General features: G+C 63.4%; 14 protein-coding genes. 10 read left to right on the top strand and 4 right to left on the bottom strand.

Annotated elements, in window-relative coordinates; all coding sequences use genetic code 11:
- Positions 1–2: 2 nt before the first annotated feature.
- On the bottom strand, positions 3–1,238 hold the full coding sequence (locus RCH11_RS14610; protein ID WP_327057750.1) for a sugar ABC transporter substrate-binding protein: 1,236 nt from the start codon (positions 1,236–1,238) through the stop codon (positions 3–5).
- 42 nt (positions 1,239–1,280) lie between these two features.
- Positions 1,281–2,354, bottom strand: coding sequence for a LacI family DNA-binding transcriptional regulator (locus RCH11_RS14615; protein WP_327057751.1), 1,074 nt, complete (start codon positions 2,352–2,354; stop codon positions 1,281–1,283).
- A 218-nt stretch (positions 2,355–2,572) separates the two neighbouring features.
- On the opposite strand from RCH11_RS14615, the gene RCH11_RS14620 reads away from it, so the two are divergent.
- From RCH11_RS14620 to arfA, 8 genes are all read left to right on the top strand, one after another.
- Positions 2,573–4,609, top strand: a complete 2,037-nt coding sequence (locus RCH11_RS14620; protein ID WP_327057752.1) for a glycogen debranching N-terminal domain-containing protein — start codon at positions 2,573–2,575, stop codon at positions 4,607–4,609.
- Between the two features lie 779 nt (positions 4,610–5,388).
- Positions 5,389–5,694: a fluoride efflux transporter FluC gene (locus RCH11_RS14625; protein ID WP_327057753.1), complete on the top strand. Its 306-nt coding sequence runs from the start codon at positions 5,389–5,391 to the stop codon at positions 5,692–5,694.
- Positions 5,691–5,960 carry a fluoride efflux transporter FluC gene (locus RCH11_RS14630; protein ID WP_327057754.1) on the top strand — a complete coding sequence of 90 codons (270 nt, stop codon included), beginning with the start codon at positions 5,691–5,693 and terminating at the stop codon, positions 5,958–5,960. Before RCH11_RS14625 ends, RCH11_RS14630 begins: the two co-directional genes overlap by 4 nt.
- Positions 5,961–6,292: 332 nt before the next feature.
- Complete coding sequence (locus RCH11_RS14635; protein WP_327057755.1) at positions 6,293–7,309, top strand: LacI family DNA-binding transcriptional regulator; 1,017 nt, start codon at positions 6,293–6,295, stop codon at positions 7,307–7,309.
- Positions 7,310–7,392: 83 nt separating this feature from the next.
- Complete coding sequence (locus RCH11_RS14640) at positions 7,393–8,739, top strand: extracellular solute-binding protein (RefSeq protein ID WP_327057756.1); 1,347 nt, start codon at positions 7,393–7,395, stop codon at positions 8,737–8,739.
- A 94-nt stretch (positions 8,740–8,833) separates the two neighbouring features.
- Complete coding sequence (locus RCH11_RS14645; RefSeq protein ID WP_327057838.1) at positions 8,834–9,718, top strand: carbohydrate ABC transporter permease; 885 nt, start codon at positions 8,834–8,836, stop codon at positions 9,716–9,718.
- A complete protein-coding gene (locus RCH11_RS14650) occupies positions 9,718–10,611 on the top strand; it encodes a carbohydrate ABC transporter permease (RefSeq protein WP_327057757.1) in 894 nt (297 codons plus the stop codon). Before RCH11_RS14645 ends, RCH11_RS14650 begins: the two co-directional genes overlap by 1 nt.
- 50 nt (positions 10,612–10,661) lie before the next feature.
- Positions 10,662–12,206: an arabinosylfuranosidase ArfA gene (gene arfA, locus RCH11_RS14655; protein WP_327057758.1), complete on the top strand. Its 1,545-nt coding sequence runs from the start codon at positions 10,662–10,664 to the stop codon at positions 12,204–12,206.
- A 50-nt stretch (positions 12,207–12,256) separates the two neighbouring features.
- On the opposite strand, the gene RCH11_RS14660 is transcribed toward arfA, so the two are convergent.
- The gene (locus RCH11_RS14660; protein WP_327057759.1) at positions 12,257–13,354 is read right to left on the bottom strand and encodes an NAD(P)-binding domain-containing protein; all 1,098 of its coding nucleotides are present in this window, start codon (positions 13,352–13,354) and stop codon (positions 12,257–12,259) included.
- Between the two features lie 167 nt (positions 13,355–13,521).
- Between RCH11_RS14660 and RCH11_RS14665 the strand changes: the two genes are divergently transcribed.
- Positions 13,522–13,767 (top strand): DUF3073 domain-containing protein, encoded by a 246-nt coding sequence (locus RCH11_RS14665; protein ID WP_327057760.1) that lies wholly within the window; start codon positions 13,522–13,524, stop codon positions 13,765–13,767.
- A gap of 61 nt (positions 13,768–13,828) precedes the next feature.
- Here RCH11_RS14665 and purM read toward each other — a convergent pair whose 3' ends face one another.
- Positions 13,829–14,923, bottom strand: coding sequence for a phosphoribosylformylglycinamidine cyclo-ligase (gene purM / locus RCH11_RS14670; protein ID WP_327057761.1), 1,095 nt, complete (start codon positions 14,921–14,923; stop codon positions 13,829–13,831).
- Positions 14,924–14,997: 74 nt separating this feature from the next.
- On the opposite strand from purM, the gene purF reads away from it, so the two are divergent.
- Positions 14,998–16,455 (top strand): amidophosphoribosyltransferase, encoded by a 1,458-nt coding sequence (purF, locus tag RCH11_RS14675; protein ID WP_327057762.1) that lies wholly within the window; start codon positions 14,998–15,000, stop codon positions 16,453–16,455.
- Positions 16,456–16,836 lie beyond the last annotated feature (381 nt).

Genomic DNA, 16,836 nt, shown 5'->3' on the forward strand with positions numbered 1-16,836 from the left:
GCCTACTTGCCGTTCGCGGTGTCGAGCGCCGACTGCAGGTTCTTCTGCAGCGCCGACAGTATCGCCTTCGGGTCACCGCTGGCGATGCCCTCAAGCTGCGAGTTGAAGTCGGCGATCACCGAGGCGGCGCCCGCAAAGGCGACCGGGCTCACGGCATAGTTATTGCCCTTCACGAACGGGGCGTTATTCGGATAGGTGGTGGCGTAGGTCTTCGCTGCACTCTCCGTGCTCGGGATGACGCCGAAGGCCGCCGAGAACTTGAGTTGCTGCGCATCCGAGGTCAGGTATTTGACCAGGCTCTCTGTCTCCGTCGCGGTCTTGGACTGGGCCGGGATACCCCAGCAGTTGCTGAACGTGAACGTCGACTTTCCACCCGGGCCAGCCGGCAGCTCCGCTACCGTGTACTTGAGGTTGGGGTAGTCGCCCTTCAGCCCGCTGATCCACGGGCCCTCGATGACCATCGCGGCCTTGCCCTTGCCGAGTGCCTCACCACTCCAGCCGGAGTCGAGCGCCGACGGGAACTTGAGCACGCCCGCGGTCGCAAGCTTCTTCACCTCGGTCAGTCCGGCGATGTTTTCGGCGGTATCCGCGGTGACCTTCTTGCCGTCCTTCGACAGCAGCGATCCGCCGGCCTGGTTCATGAAGGTGCCGATTCGGGCGTACTCCGCACCGAACGCGAGTCCGACGGTGTCCGCCGTTGTCAACTTCTTTGCTACGGTCTCGAGACTCGCCCAGTCCTTGGGTACGTCGGAGGCGGTGAGTCCGGCTGCCGCCCACTTGTCGGAATTGATGATGAGGCCGAGCGTCGAGAAGTCCTTCGGCTCGCAGTAGAACCTGCTCTTATAGGTGAAGGCCTTGGTGAGCGCGGGGTAGAAGGCACCCTTGTTCGCCTGGTCTGCCGCGTAGGGCTCGAGGTACTTCTTGCTCGCGTAGGTCTGGAACTGGTCCCAACTCATGTAGAAGAGATCCGGCGGATTGCCTCCGGAGAATCCCTGTCCGAGCTGCTGCGTGAGGTCGCTCGCCGCGGTGACGGTCACCTTGGTTTTGTTGGTGGCGGCCCAGGCATCCGAGGCATCCTGCACGGCCTTGGTCTCCGCTGCGCCACTCGAACCGATGAGCATCGTCAACGGCTTATTGGAGGCGGCGTTGCCGCCACTGGATCCGGACGAGCATGCCGCGAGGCCGGCGACCATGCCGACCGCGAGCAGCGCCGCGCCCCATTTCCTGTTGGTGTTCATTGTGTTTCCCTTCTTGGTGGTCAGGAGTCGTGCCTGTCAGCACTACGTATCGGTCGAATTCGGCTCGCGGATCGAAAGTTGATTGGGCCGCCGGATCACCAGTTCCGGGGTGATGAGCCGGTGAGCCTCTCCAGGAGACGGCCTGCGGCCGACAAGGTCGCTGCCGGTCGCGCCCATGAGCAGCTCAAGCGCTCCCGCGGCGACAAGGCCGAGCGACTGTTCGACACTCGAGAACCCGACGGCCTGCGCAATCGGGGTGTTGTCGAAGCCGATGATTGGAAGTTGCGGACGACCGGCGGATGCCGCGGCGATCATCGCTCCGAGTGCGAGCGAGTCACTCACGCACACCAGTGCGTCGATCGACGGCTGCCTCTTCAGCAGCTCCGCAACGACGGCAGTAGCTTTCGAGACGTCCTCCACGGAAATGCTCTCCAGATTCACGAGCGCCGCGCCATCCGAGCCGAGATGCTTGCGCATGGCGTCCGCCCACCCGCGCCGGCGATCGTCTCCGGTACCGGAGGGGCTGGGCCAGCCCAGATAGTGCACCCGGGTGGCACCGGATTCAATGAGGTGATTGGTGGCGGCGCGCACGCCGGCTGAGCCGTCGACATCCACCCACAGGTGCTGCGGATCGTTCATGTCATCAATCCCCCAGGGACGTCCGAAAGTCACAAACGGCACGTGGTTATTGATAAGCCACTCCGTGCGGGGGTCGCCGTGAAAAGTGGCCGTAAGCACAAATGCATCTACATCCGAACCGTCCCGGAGCCGACGGATCTGTTCGATTTCGGCTTCCGGCGTGGCTGCGGTGAAGAGCAGTACGCGCATCCCTCGAACATCGGCCTGCTCGGTGAGGGCGTGGAGAAAACGGTCGAGGACAGAGCCGGAGATTCCGTTGACCATCGGATCGAGGCGAATGCCGATTGTCGACGACTTTTGCGTGCGCAGACGCCGGGCCGACGCATTCTGTCGGTAGCCGAGTTGCGCGATCGCGCTCTCGACCCGCTGGCGGGTGGCCGGCTTGACGATGGCCGGCGTATTCAGCACATTGGACACGGTCTGGCGCGAGACGCTGGCGAGAAGCGCCACATCTTCCACCGTTGGGAGTAGTCCCACTGCCGCCTCCTTTGGCTGCCGGAAATGCCTAAACACCATATTTGATCGTTCAACTAAAGCGAGGATGCGGCGGTCCACTGCGACCGTTGCGGAGAAATCACGACGTTTTGATCGTTCAAATTATGAGTGCTACATTACATCGGGTACCCGGTTTGTCAATGCCGGTCATCGCCGATTACACAAATCGGCCCGACGCACGAAGGAGTCGTGATGCGTTGATGTCGCAGCCCGTGCAGCCCCTGCTCCATGCCGAGACCGTTGTGTTGAAAGCTCCAACCCAGGCCTGGTCGGCCGGCGATGGATCAATGGGCTCGTCTCCGATCCATGGTCTCTACTTGTCAGACGTGCGCATTCTGTCTGGCCTCAGCGTCTTGATCGGGGGCCTCCCCTGCGAATCAATTGCCACCGTTCCGGACGGGGCGGATGCGGCAGCCTTCCTCGCTGTTGCCCGTCAGCTCGACGATCGCGCGCCCGACCCGCGGGTGCGAGCGACCCATCGTCGTCGGGTCACCGTCGACGGTGACTCCGAGAGCGTCCAGGTCAGGTCCGCGCTGGATGAGCCGATCAAGACGACCGTGTCGGTTCGGCTCACCACCGACCTCGCCTCCATGGACACGGTGAAGGCCGGGCTTGCCAGCGATCCCGTGGCCATAAGCGTAGCCGGGGCATCCGCGATCTGGAAAAATGATCATGTCTCGGCCTCACTCGCGGCCCCCGGTGCGACGTTGTCCACGCGCGACGAGGTGCTCGAACTCTCCTGGGCAATTGTCGTGCCCGCGCACGGAGAGATCACTGTCGGATGGACCGTCACGGCAATCGACGACCGAGCGGTTGTGCTCGGTTCGATCACCCCTGCACGCTGGTCAATGCCCGTCGTCTCCGCGGGGGACGACCGATTGACCCGTTGGCTCGACACCGCGCTTGCCGACCTCGACAGCTTGCGCCTTTCGATCGTTGCGGATCCGGCATCCGAATTCCTCGCCGCCGGTGCGCCCTGGTTCTTCACCCTTTTCGGTCGAGACTCACTCTGGGCTGCACGCTTCATGCTGCCGCTCGGCACGACTCTCGCTGGCGACACACTTCGCGTGCTCGCCGGGCTGCAGGGCACCACGCCGGTTGCGGAGACTGCCGAGCAACCGGGCAAGATCATGCACGAGCTGCGTCGTGGCGTGCTCGAAATCCCCGGCGAGAGTATCTCGCTTCCTCCGCTGTACTTCGGAACTGTCGACGCCACGGCACTGTGGGTTTGCCTTCTTCACGACGCGTGGACGTGGGGGCTGCCCGAGACCGAGGTGATCGTGTTGATTCCACACCTCGTCGCGGCGCTGGAGTGGATGCGTGACTATGGCGATGCAGACGGGGATGGGCTCCTGGAGTACGTCGACGCCACCGGTCGCGGGCTGGCAAACCAGGGCTGGAAAGACTCAGGCGACTCTGTCCAGTGGCGCGACGGCACTCTCGCTGAGGGTCCGATCGCACTGTGCGAAGTGCAGGCCTATGCCTTCGAGGCGGCAAACGGCGGGGCCGCCCTGCTCGAACATTTCGGGCACGATGCGTCGGAGTGGCGCATTTGGGCTGCCCGGCTGCGCTCGAAGTTTCACGAGAAATTCTGGATCGACGATCCCGCAGGCGCGTTCCCGGCGATCGCGCTAGACGCCACCAAGCGGCCGGTCGACACGGTGACCAGCAATATCGGCCATCTCCTCGGCACCGGCCTGCTCGATCCGCGCCAAGCCGCCCTGGTCGCCCGACGTCTTGTTTCGCCAGAGATGAACTCCGGATTCGGTCTCCGCACCATGTCCACGGATGCCACCGGCTACTGGCCGCTGAGCTACCACGGCGGCAGCGTCTGGACCCACGACACCGCGATTGCGATCGCTGGTCTGGCGCGCGAGGGATTCACCGCCGAAGCGGCGTCGCTCTCGGCCGGACTGTTGGCCGCGGCATCCGGTTTCGACTATCGGATGCCCGAACTCCACTCCGGTGACTCGGCCGCCGAATTCGGCGCCCCCGTTCCCTACCCCGCCGCATGCCGCCCACAGGCCTGGTCGGCCGCCGCGGCGGTCTCCGTGCTCGCGAGCACGCTCGGGTTGCGGCCGGACGCATCCTCCGGCGTGCTCGGGGTTTCGCCGATCGGGATCGTCGGAGCGCTTTCGGTGAGCGGACTCCGGCTCGGTGGGGCGGATGTCTCGATAACCGTGAACGCGGACGGCGAGGTGACCGCCACGTCCGGTGCAACGGTGCAGGTGGAATAGGTCTCCGGGAGGACGGCGCCTTCCGCCCAACCGCGTCTGCGTCACACGACTCCTGTTCGGCCGGTGAGGGTCCTGTGCTGGTCCTGTGCTGGTCCTGTGCTGGTCCTGTGCTGTTCCGTGCTGGTCCCGTGCTGGTCCCGTGCTGGTCCCGTGCTGGTCACCTGCGAATCACCTGCGGCTCGTGTGCGGGTCCTCTGCCGCTCATGGCGGGGGATACGCCAGCTCGCGGCGGGGGATAAGCCTCGCGGAGGGGGTTACAACTCCCTCCGCGAGGTTCTTTCCCTGCCGCGACACTTCTGCAGCGCACGGTGCCAGCGGCGAGGTCAGCGCGGCCTGGACGAAGACCAGCCCAACTGCTCCGGTGAGCAGTGTGCCAATCGCGGCTATCCACGCCCCCGTCGTCAGATGGTGATCACCGGAGAATCGAGAGTGTCACGACTGGCTATGCAGTCGACCATCCCGGCCTGCCGCGTCGCTGTGAACGCTCGACACCGAAAACGCAGGAGATTCGCCACCGGATGAGAGCGGTGCGGCGAAACATCCGCTCTCGTGGGGAATCTCCTGCGTTTTGAGAGGGGGAACCGGAGGATTGAGAAGGGAAGACTAGAGGTTTGAGAGGAGGGCCACTACTTGGCGATCGATCTGGCGACCGGCGCGATTCGCCCCGATCGTGCTGGCCCGGAGTCCATGCCCGGCAAAGAATATACGACCATTTTTCCAGGAAGAGCCAGCACCGACCGTAATGCCGCCCTCCTTCTCCCGCATCTTGAGGGGGCGAGGTGACGAAGTTCGGGCCGGATTCCGGACCTTTCGTTCTCGGTGTCCTTGTCGCCACCGTCTGGCGTCGAGCACACACGCCCAACTGGCTCAAGGTGGGGCTCGGTACCGGCACGGTCGGCTCGTTCACCACCTTCTCGGCACTCATCGTCTCGCTCATCGCCCAGGCACACAACGGCCTCTGGATGCTCGCAATGCTGTACCTCGTGTCATCCCTCGTACTCGGTTTCGGCGCAGCACTCCTCGGGCTCAGCATCGGTCGACGTCCGCGACCGACACCGCTGGAGATCGACATGGTGGACGAATGAGCCCGACACTCACCGCCGCAGTACTCGCCCTCGCCGACCGGGGAATCGTCGATACCGAGCTTCGCCTCATCCTGCTCACCGGCATCGCCGGGGGCCTCACAACATTCAGCACCTGGTCGGTCGAGACGCTGCAGTTCGCCCTCGCCGGACGCTGGCGCACCGCTGTCGCGAACCTGGTGCTCAATCTCGTGCTCGGTCTCGGGGCTGCGACGGCGGCCTACTTCGTCGTGTACTGGTTGTTCCTGCTTCACCAGTATCGGCCCTAGCTCCAAAGAGTCGCGGCACCCGGATCCGCCCGCCACTCCCCGCGCCCAGGAGTGACACACGCGCCCGCACCTTCGGGTGCGCGTGTCACTCCTGGGCGCGGAGAGGGCAGACAGCGCAGAGAGGGCCGCGCATCGACAAAGGGCAGACAGCGCAGGGACAGCGCAGCGCCTCTACCCCTTCTCCCCACCCTCCGTGGTGTTCATGATCTTCCGTTGAAAGATAAAGAAGATCGTGGCCACCGGGATCGTCATGAGTCCGCAGCCCGCACCCGGACAGGCAATCGCCGCCGACACTTTCGCCCGATAATGGGGACTGAGCAGAAGGGAACATCGTGCGCGCAACGGTCAAGGATGTCGCGGCGATGGCGGGCGTGTCGCCGAAAACGGTGTCGAACGTGATGAACGGGATCGTCTTCGTTCGGGCGGAGACCCTTGAACGGGTTCAGCGGGCTATCGAGGAACTTGGCTATGTGCCAAACCTCAGCGCGCGAGGCTTGAGGAACGGTCGTTCGGGTGTGATCGCGCTGTCGCTTCCCGACCTCGGCACCTCATATTCGGCAGAAATCGTGCATGCTTTCGTCGAGGTTGCACACAATCGCGGCTGGTCGATCCAGATTGAGGAGACCGCGGCCTACCCGAATCGTGAGGTCGAGCTCGTGTCTCGCGCACGGGCACACCTTATCGACGGGTTGATCCTCAATCCCCTGACCCGTGAACAGAGCGCGGTCGAGAATACGGTCTCCCTCCCGCCTGTCGTGTTGATCGGCGAGGTAGAGCAATCCGTCGCCGATCAGGTATGGGTCGACAGCGTGGTCGCGGCCGAAAACATGACCACGCACCTTATCGACAGCGGCTATCGGCGCATCGCAGCCGTCGGCACGCCGGAACCATCCTTCATCACCTCGACCTCCAGCCTGCGCGTGCGGGGCTACCGGAACGCCCTCGCCGCGGCGGGGTTGGCACACGACACGGCGTTGGAAATTTCCTGCGACAGCTGGACCGCTGAGGCCGCGGCACGGGCGGTCGGGCGATTCATCGACGCTGACGGTGTCGCCGACGCGTACTTCTGCTTCACGGATTCGATGGCCCTCGGTGTGATCGGCGCGCTCTGGAACCGGGGCATCCGCGTGCCGGAGGACACTGCAGTCGCCGGATTCGACGATCTAGCCGAGGGGCGGTATTCCGGTCCTCCACTGACGACAGTGAGCTTCGACAAGGTGTTGTATGCAGAAAAAGTGTTCGACCTACTTGTCGCCCGGATGTCAGACCCGCACCGACCTCCGACCCGCACGACGATCCCTCATTCGGTGATCGTCAGAGCCAGCACTTCCTCAGCAGGCCGCGCGTAAGATGAATGACCCTCAATCCGCGGGCTTGCATCTTGATTACAACGATGTAATGCTTCTGGGAACACATCACGAGGGAGTGACAGGTGAACGAGACGCATGAACCAGAGAGTGCACCCGGTCCACGGGTGTCGCGCAGACAGCTCATTGTTGGTGCGGCGGCTCTCGCAGGCGGAGCGCTCGTAGCTGGTCAGATAGTGAACAGCGTGGGTGCAGCCGGCTCTAACGCTGAACAACTTAATTTCTGGCACCTGCTCACCGGTGGCGATGGCATCAACATGAACACGATGGTGCAGCACACCAATCGAGGAAACAGTTCATTCACAACGAGCCAGACGATCCTCACCTGGGGCACCCCGTACTACACGAAACTCGCGATGGCATCGGCCGGTGGGCGAGCTCCCGACGTCGCCATCATGCACGAATCGCGCATTGCCGGGTACGCTCCCGGCGGTCTTCTCGATGCCTGGGATCTTGACCAGCTCGCACGCCACGGCGTACATGCATACGACTTCCCCGAGCGTGTCTGGAGTACCGGCCAGAGCGACGGCAAGCAGTATGCGGTGGCGCTGGACTCACATCCGTTCATCCTGATGTACAACCCGAAGATCTTGAAGAAGGCCGGGATGCTCGGGGCGAACGGCCAGATCGAAGAGATCTCGTCTCCTGCACGCTTTCTCGAGGTCGCGGCCGCCGTGCAGAAAGTCACCGGAAAGCACGGCCTGTCCTACGGCTATCTCGGCGATGGCGCGCAAATGTGGCGACTGTTCTACACGTTCTACAAGCAACATGGTGCAGAGATGGTGCTGACGCCCGGCAAAAAGGCGGAGGTGGATATGGATGCCGCAGTCGCCTCCCTCGACTTCATTCGTGCGCTGCTCAACAACACAATCGCCACCTCGAGTGGCGACTACAACACCGCGATGTCGGAGTTCCTCGGCGGTGGCAGCGGCCTGCTCTTCACCGGAGTATGGGAACTGCCGACGATGCGAGCCAACAAGCTCGCCGTGGATGCCACCCCGATTCCCACCCTGTTCGGCACGCCGGCCGCCTATGCCGACTCGCACTCCTTCGTTCTCCCCCACCAGCATTCGGTGGACCCGCAGAAACGAGACGACGTCTACGCATTCGTTGCCGCAATGTTGAAGGATTCGCTGCTCTGGGCGAGCGGAGGCCACATTCCCGCTTTCCAGCCGGTTGCGACCAGCAATGAGTACCTGGCGCTTGAGCCTCAAGCGCACTATTCGAGCGCCGCAAAGAATCTGAATTACGATCCGACGGCCTGGTTCACGGGTTCCGGTTCTGACTTTCAGACCTTTTTTGCCTCCAGCCTTCAAGACGTCTATCGCGGAAAGGTCAGCCCGCGCGTTGGCATGGAGGGATTCATCGCGCGCTTGAACGTGCTGCTCTCCAAGCCGAATCCGGTCGGCTGACTCCGATGATGTCCACGACTGACAAAGGAGCCACCTCATGACAAGTCCAACGCTGACCAGCCGAGTGATGGCTGGGGCACTCCCCGCCTCGGGAATGCTCGTCCGCAAACGCAAGAGATTCACCGAAAACCGCACAGGATGGCTTTTCGTCACACCCTTTCTCGTGGTGTTCGCTCTCTTTCTGGTGTGGCCGGTCATCTACGGCCTGTATCTCAGCTTCACCGGTCAGAGTCTCACGGGAGCAAATGGCGGCTTAATCGGTTTCGCGAACTACGCCGAGGCGTTTCAGGATGCCGATATGTGGCGCTCGCTCGGAAACACTGTGCTGTTTACCGTGCTGAGCACCGTGCCGCTGGTCGTCGTCGCGCTGGTCCTCGCCCTACTCGTGCATCTCGGCCTGCCGGGCCAGTGGCTGTGGCGGCTCTCGTTCTTCCTCCCCTATCTGCTGGCTTCCACGGTCGTGTCACTGTTCTGGGTTTGGATGTACAGCCCCCAGCTCGGGTTCATCAATGACGTGCTGAGTAGGCTCGGTCTTCCGACGTCGGACTGGCTGAACGACCAGAACACGGCCATGCTCTCTATCGTCGTCACGACGGTGTGGTGGACGGTGGGTTTCAACTTCCTGCTCTACCTCGCGGCACTCCAAAACATCCCCGAACAACAGTTCGAGGCCGCGGCGCTCGACGGGGCGGGAAAGTGGCGCCAGCTCTTCTCGATCACGATCCCCCAACTCGGACCGACCACCGGATTGATCATCATCCTGCAGGTTCTCGCGTCCCTCAAGGTCTTCGATCAGGTGTATCAGATGACCGCCGGTGGCCCCGCTGGCTCCACCCGGTCGATTCTCGAGTACGTCTTCGAAACCGGGTTCACGGGCTATCGCCTCGGCTACTCTTCCGCGATCTCCTACGTGTTCTTCGCGATCATCATCATCATTTCGGTTCTGCAGTTCCGATTCATTTCACGGAGGCACGCCTGATGTCCACCCGGTCCCCCACACTCAATACCCGCGTGTCTCGCCTGTCTGCGACGCCCCGGCGTCGCAGACCTAAGTTCCGCCCGTCGTCCGCCGTCGCTGTGCTGATCCTCATCGTGCTGGCGGTCGCCTGGCTCGTGCCCGTTCTCTGGGCACTGGCCACCTCGCTGAAATCGGAAACCGACGCTGGCGCACCGGGCGGATGGATTGGTGCCGGCGGCATCACATTCGATGCCTATGCAAAAGTGCTCAGCTCGGGGCAGATTCCCACCTGGGCGTTCAACAGCCTGCTCACTTCGGTACTGATCACCGTGCTCACCGTTGTCATCTCGGCGTTGGCCGGATACGCGTTCTCGCGACTGGACTTCAGCGGGCGCAAATGGCTGCTCGCCGTGATCATCGGGTCCATCGTGATTCCGCCGCAGGTGCTGATCGTTCCACTCTTTTACGAAATGCTCTCGCTGAACATGATTGATACCTATTGGGGCATCATCCTTCCTCAACTGATCGCTCCGGCGATGGTCTTCATCCTCAAGAAGTTCTTCGACCAGATCCCGAACGAACTCGAAGACGCGGCTCGGGTGGACGGCGCTGGGCGGATGCGCATCTTTCTTCAGGTGGTCGTGCCCCTGTCGCGGCCGATCCTCGCCGCGGTGTCGATTTTCGTGTTCATCGGCGCGTGGAACAACTTTCTCTGGCCATTCATCGTGATCAATGACTCGTCGCTGATGACACTGCCGGTGGGCCTCCAAACCATCAAGAGCGCCTTCGGGGTGCAGTACGCACAAAACATGGCGTCGGCGCTCCTTGCTGCTCTTCCCCTGATCCTGGTGTTCCTGTTCTTCCAACGACAGATCATCAAGGGCATCTCGTCCACCGGATTCGGCAACTCCTAGATCAGCACCCTTCCCCACCGACCCGCCCAACAAAAAAGGACAGCACCGCTATGTCACGCGCACACATCACCATCGACCGGGAATTCACCATCGGAACGGTGCCGACGCGACTGTTCGGCTCGTTCGTCGAGCACATGGGGAGGTGCGTCTATACCGGCATTTACGAACCGGGGCATCCGACGGCCACGCCAGAGGGCTACCGACAGGATGTTCTCGAGTTGACAAAGGAACTCGGGGCAACGGTGGTTCGCTACCCCGGCGGTAATTTTGTGTCCGGCTATAACTGGGAAGACGGAGTCGGGCCGGTCGACCAACGGCCTCGTCGGCTCGACGGCGCCTGGCACACCCTGGAGACCAACGCCTTCGGCCTGCACGAATTCGTCGGGTGGTCCAGGCTCGCCGGGGTCGAGGTGATGGAGGCCATCAACCTCGGAACGCGTGGGGTGGACGCCGCCCGCGCCATCGTCGAATATGCAAACCATCCCGGCGGTACCTACCTCAGCGACCTGCGCAAAACAAACGGGGATGCCGAACCGTTCGATATTAAACTCTGGTGCCTCGGCAACGAGATGGATGGCCCGTGGCAGATCGGCCACAAGACGGCGGACGAGTATGGCCGACTCGCCCAGGAGGCCGCGAAGGCCATGCGGTTCGTCGATCCCACCATCGAGCTTGTGGCCTGTGGAAGCTCGGGCTCCGGCATGCCGACCTTCGGCGCGTGGGAGCAGACGGTGCTCTCTCACGCCTACGACGAGGTGGACTATGTCTCGCTGCACGCCTACTACCAGGAGACGACGGGGGATCCGGGGAGCTTTCTTGCCAGCGCCGTCGACATGGATTATTTCATCGAATCGGTCGTCTCGATGACCGACGCCGTGCGCGCACGGGGCAAGCACAAGAAGCATGTCAATCTCTCCTTCGACGAATGGAACGTCTGGTACAACGACGGGCGCGACTCCGACGACCAACCGGGAGCGATCACCGCGTCGGGCGCGTGGCGCGAGCATCCGCGTGTCATCGAAGACGAATACAACGTGACCGATGCGGTGGTGGTCGGAACCCTGCTCAACTCACTGCTCCGGCACGGGGATCGCGTCACGATCGCCAATCAGGCGCAACTGGTGAACGTGATCGGCCCGATCCGGAGTGAGGAGAACGGACCAGCCTGGCGCCAGTCAATCTTCTGGCCATTCGCCCGGATGGCAGAGTTAGCCCGCGGACAGATCCTGCGTACCGTCGTGCACTCCGACAAATACGAGAGCCGCCAGTATGGCGACACCGACCTGGCGGATGTCAGCGCCACCTGGGACGAAGAAACCGGGCGCACCACCTTCTTTCTCGCCAATCGCGGGCTTGACGATTCGTGCGAGGTTGAGGTCTCTCTGCGCGGTTTCGCTGCAGCGCGCATTATCCGTGCCGAGGTGCTTCGGGTACCGGAGGATGCGGACCGGTTCGCCTCGAACAACCTCGGGCAACAGGACCGGGTGGGCCTGCGCCCGCTCGACGGTGCGACGGTGGATTCCGACGCCCTTCGGGTGACACTTCCCGCTCTGTCATGGGCGGTCGTGCAACTGGAGGAAGTGCGCGGAGGCTGACGCGCCCGATCGCGGAGGTGCGCGGCGGCGGGCAGCTGTGTCCCACCAAGCTAGAGGTTCGAGAGAAGTGCCACTACTTGGCGAGCGATTTGACGACCGGCGCGATTCGCCCCGATCGTGCTGGCCTGGGGTCCATACCCGGCGAAGAATATACGACCATCCTTCCAGGAGGAGCCAGCGCCGACCGTAATGCCACCCTCCTTCTCCCGCAGCTTGAGGGGGGCGAGGTGACGAAGTTCGGGCCGGAATCCGGTAGACCAGACGATCGCATCCGCTGGCCGGAACGTTCCGTCGGCCCAGCGCACGCCATCCGGCTCGATCGAGGCGAACATTGGTTGCGCGATGAGAGTCCCGCGGTCGATCCCCGCCTGGATGCGACGGGTGCGAGGTACCCCCGTGCCGCTGACGATGCTGGGGAGCGCTCGCCCGTTTCGGGCCGCTTCATCCTGGGCGGCAACCGCCGCCGTGCCCGCTTCCATGTTGAGCTCGCCCTCATCCAGGAACTCGATCGGCCGGCGGGAGACCCAGGTGAGACTCTCGGCGCTTCCCTCGAGCTCGAGTAGGAATCCGATCGCCGAGGTCCCCCCGCCCACGACGATCACGTTCTTGCCCTCGAAGTCACCGGCTGAGTCGTAGCCGGTGGTGTGCACGTGGCGCCCGGCGAAGTCGTTAAGACCGGGATACCAGGGGATGAACGGAGAGCCCCAGGTGCCCGTCGCATTGACAACGACATCCGTTTCGAGCTCTCCGGGGCGGGAAGCGCCGTCCTCAAAGCCGACCACGAGGTCGGTTCCGCGGTTGAAGACACGCTTCACGTCGACCGGCCGTCGCACCTGCAGCTCAAAGTGCGCCTCATAGCGCGCGTAATAATCAGCCACCACATCCTTCGCCGGCTGTGCGCGATCGGCGGTGTCGAAACTCACGCCGACTTCATCCATGCCTGGCAGGTCGTTGATGTGGTGGGCAGAACCGATGCGGAGCGCTTCCCAGCGGTGCTGCCAGGCCCCGCCGGTGCCCGGACCGCGGTCGAGAACCACGAAATCGGAGCCAGGTTCGAGGCCGAGTCGTCTGAGGTAGAAGGAGACCGAGAGTCCTGCTTGTCCCGCGCCGATCACCACGACAGAGGGAGAGCCAGGCGAGGTTGTCACGCGTCTACGTTAGCCGCCGTTGAGAGCCCGGACGGCGGAAGCAGCTGAGCCGCGCGTGCATGCTAAAGTTGGACTTTAGTTTTTAGTTCCCTATTTGGTCAATCCCGGCAGCTGTTCGCCAGTTGGAACGCTGTTCGTCCGGGCAGGAATCGTGAGGGGGTCAAGCCATGGGGCGCGGCCGTCAAAAAGCAAAGCACACCAAGGTGGCTCGTGAGCTGAAGTACTTCAGCCCGGACACCAACTACAACGCGCTCGAACGCGAACTCACGCACCCCGTGACCGGTGCCCCCATCGATGCCAAGCTCGAGGAAGACCTCGAGAAGTGGCCAGAGTTCAGCGCGAGCGCCTACTCGCCGGAAGTCTCCGATTACTCCGACGACGAATACGAGCCGGACCAAAACAAGACCGCATAGCTCGGTACGGTCGATGGCAGAGCCTGTCGAGACCCGACGATCGACCGTCATCACGGGACGTCTAGTCGCGGTACTGGCCCACCAGCCGCACGGCCCCACCGTCGACTCCCTTGGCGCCCTGCTCGAAGCCGGCGATGTCGCGCGGTGTGGTTGACACGACGCCGAGAGTCCAGGCCGGGATGCTGCGGGCGGCCAGGCTGGCGATCACTGTGTCGACAGTGGATGCGGCGACAACCGCGATCATGCCGACGCCGAGGTTCCAGGTGCCCTCGGTCTCCTCGAGCGTCATCGAACCCCAGCCCGCGAGAACGCGGAACACGGCGGTCGGTGACCACGTGCTTCGCTCGAGCTCAACCCAGCTGCCGACGGGCAGCACGCGCGCGAGGTTGGCGGCGATGCCACCCCCGGTGACGTGACTGAGCGCATGCACCGAGCCAGGGGCATCCGCCAGCAATGCCAGCAGAGGCGTCGCATACAGGCGAGTCGGCTCCAGTAGTGCCTCACCGACGAGCCCGCCGAGGTCGTCCGACCGATCAGAGTACGAGACTGCGGCCTGGCGCAGAATGCTGCGCACAAGGGAATATCCGTTGGAGTGCAATCCGGATGACTCCAACGCGATAACCACATCGCCATCTGCCACGAGGTGGGCGCCGAGTTGCGCGTCGGCCTCGACGGCACCCGTCGCAGCTCCGGCGACGTCGTAGTCATCAGGTCCGAGGAGCCCCGGATGCTCGGCCGTCTCGCCGCCAATGAGCGCGGTGCCGGTCTCGCTGCAGCCGCGCGCGATGCCGGCGACGATGTCGGCGATGCGACTCGGCACCACCCTGCCGCAGGCGATGTAGTCGGTCATGAATAGCGGGGTCGCTCCGACCACGACGATGTCGTCGACGACCATTCCCACGAGATCGATGCCGATCGTGTCGTGCTTGTCGATGGCCTGGGCGATCGCGACCTTCGTGCCGACGCCATCCGTGGATGTCGCGAGCAGAGGCCGCTCGAAGGACTTGAGGAATGTCACGTCGAACAGCCCGGCGAACCCGCCGACGCCACCGACGACCCGTGGTCCGTGGGTGGCCGAGACCGCCGACTTCATGAGCTCGACGGCCAGGTCGCCGGCCGCCGTGTCGACGCCAGCCTCGGCGTACTTGTTGGCCATTCGTTGTCCGTTCCTAAAGCGTGAAAGACTGGACTAAATCACCCCCAACTCTACGGTCTGGAGACTCACCGCGAATGTGCGGCATTGTCGGCATCGTTTCTTCGGAACCCGCCAACCAACAGGTCTACGACAGCCTCCTCCTCCTGCAACACCGGGGCCAGGATTCCACCGGCATCGCCACGGCCGAGGGACGCACCTTCCATATGGTGAAGGCGAAGGGCCAGGTGCGCGAGGCATTCCGCACCCGTGACATGCGCTCTCTGCCCGGCAACATCGGCCTCGGTCATGTGCGCTACGCCACCAAGGGCAACGCGGCGAACGAGGAGGAAGCCCAGCCGTTTTACGTGAACGCGCCCTACGGAATCGTGCTCGTGCACAACGGCAACCTCACCAACACTCGGGAACTCACCGAAGAGCTCTTCCATATCGACCGTCGGCACCTCAACACGAGCTCCGACACCGAACTGCTCGTCAATGTGCTCGCGCATGAGCTGCAGGAACAGGTGACGGGCCTCGACCTGGATCCCGCCCAGATTTTCGCCGCAGTCGAGCGGGTGCACGAGCGCGTCGAAGGCTCCTACGCCACGATCGCACTCATCGCCGGCTACGGGCTGCTCGCGTTCCGCGATCCCTTCGGTATCCGCCCCCTTGTGCTCGGAAAACGGGCGCGCGGATTCGTCGGTGACGACTGGATCGTGGCATCCGAATCCCTCGTGCTCGAGAGCGGTGGTTACGAGATCGTGCGCGACATCGCTCCCGGTGAGGCGGTCTTCATCGCTCTCGATGGGGAGATGACCTCACAGCAGTGCGCGAAGAATCCCTCCCTCGTGCCGTGCTCATTCGAGTATGTCTACCTCGCGCGCCCCGACTCGATCATGAACGGCATCTCGGTCTACGACGCTCGCTTGCGCCTCGGCAACCGGCTCGCCGACACGATCGCCCGGTACACGCCCCTCGGAGACATTGACGTTGTCATGCCCATCCCCGATTCCTCACGTCCGGCCGCCATGCAGGTGGCACAAAAACTCGGGATCGAATACCGCGAGGGCTTCTACAAGAATCGCTACATCGGCCGCACGTTCATCATGCCCGGGCAGGCCGAACGCAAGAAATCGGTGAAGCAGAAGCTCAATGCCATGGGCTCAGAGTTCCGCGGCAAGAACATTCTCATCGTTGACGATTCGATCGTGCGCGGCACGACCTCAAAGGAGATCGTGCAGATGGCCCGCGAGGCTGGCGCGAACAAAGTCACCTTCACTTCGGCCGCGCCGCCGGTGCGATTCCCGCACGTGTATGGCATCAACATGCCATCACGGGAGGAGCTCATCGCCCACAATCGAAAGATCGGCGACATCACCCGGGAGATGGGATCCGATTACCTGATCTACCAGGAGGTCGCTGACATGCAGGCGGCCATCCTCGAGGGCTCGAACGTCACGGCCCTCGAGATGAGCTGCTTCACGGGCGACTACGTCACCGGCACCGTGACCCCGGAGTATCTCGCCTGGGTGGAGCGCACTCAGCTCAGCTGAGGCATCCCAAGGTTCGCCGCCCCTGGTGCGTTCGCTGCTCGAAGCTGCCGCTGCACGGTCGTCCCGTGCGCCGTTCCTTCCCCCGCGTGCGCCGTTCCTTCGCCCGCGTGCGCCGTTCCTTCCCCCGCGTGCGCCGTTCCTTCCTTCCCCCACGCGGGAGGGTTTTTTGCTCGATCCGCACCGAATGGAGGGAGATTTTCCGTCAAACGGTGGATTTCCCTCCCTCGCTGCGGTGGGTGCACCGCTGACTGCGTCACGCTGGTGCGGTCCAAGGGCGCATCCAGATCGCGCAGCATGATCGCCACGATGGTGAAACACGGGGACGAGGAACAGTGCGGCGAGATCCTCAGCCCGGCAATAGATTTTCCCGAAAACGCAGGA

Origin of the sequence: Glaciihabitans sp. GrIS 2.15, from assembly GCF_035984695.1 — a bacterium.
Classification (GTDB): domain Bacteria; phylum Actinomycetota; class Actinomycetes; order Actinomycetales; family Microbacteriaceae; genus Lacisediminihabitans.

Coding starts and splice junctions, on each gene's coding strand:
- RCH11_RS14610 (WP_327057750.1), bottom strand. CDS start 1,238: ATGAACACCAACAGGAAATGGGGCGCGGCGCTGCTCGCGGTCGGCATG.
- RCH11_RS14620 (WP_327057752.1), top strand. CDS start 2,573: ATGTCGCAGCCCGTGCAGCCCCTGCTCCATGCCGAGACCGTTGTGTTG.
- RCH11_RS14630 (WP_327057754.1), top strand. CDS start 5,691: ATGAGCCCGACACTCACCGCCGCAGTACTCGCCCTCGCCGACCGGGGA.
- RCH11_RS14645 (WP_327057838.1), top strand. CDS start 8,834: ATGCTCGTCCGCAAACGCAAGAGATTCACCGAAAACCGCACAGGATGG.
- RCH11_RS14650 (WP_327057757.1), top strand. CDS start 9,718: ATGTCCACCCGGTCCCCCACACTCAATACCCGCGTGTCTCGCCTGTCT.
- arfA (WP_327057758.1), top strand. CDS start 10,662: ATGTCACGCGCACACATCACCATCGACCGGGAATTCACCATCGGAACG.
- RCH11_RS14665 (WP_327057760.1), top strand. CDS start 13,522: ATGGGGCGCGGCCGTCAAAAAGCAAAGCACACCAAGGTGGCTCGTGAG.
- purM (WP_327057761.1), bottom strand. CDS start 14,923: ATGGCCAACAAGTACGCCGAGGCTGGCGTCGACACGGCGGCCGGCGAC.
- purF (WP_327057762.1), top strand. CDS start 14,998: ATGTGCGGCATTGTCGGCATCGTTTCTTCGGAACCCGCCAACCAACAG.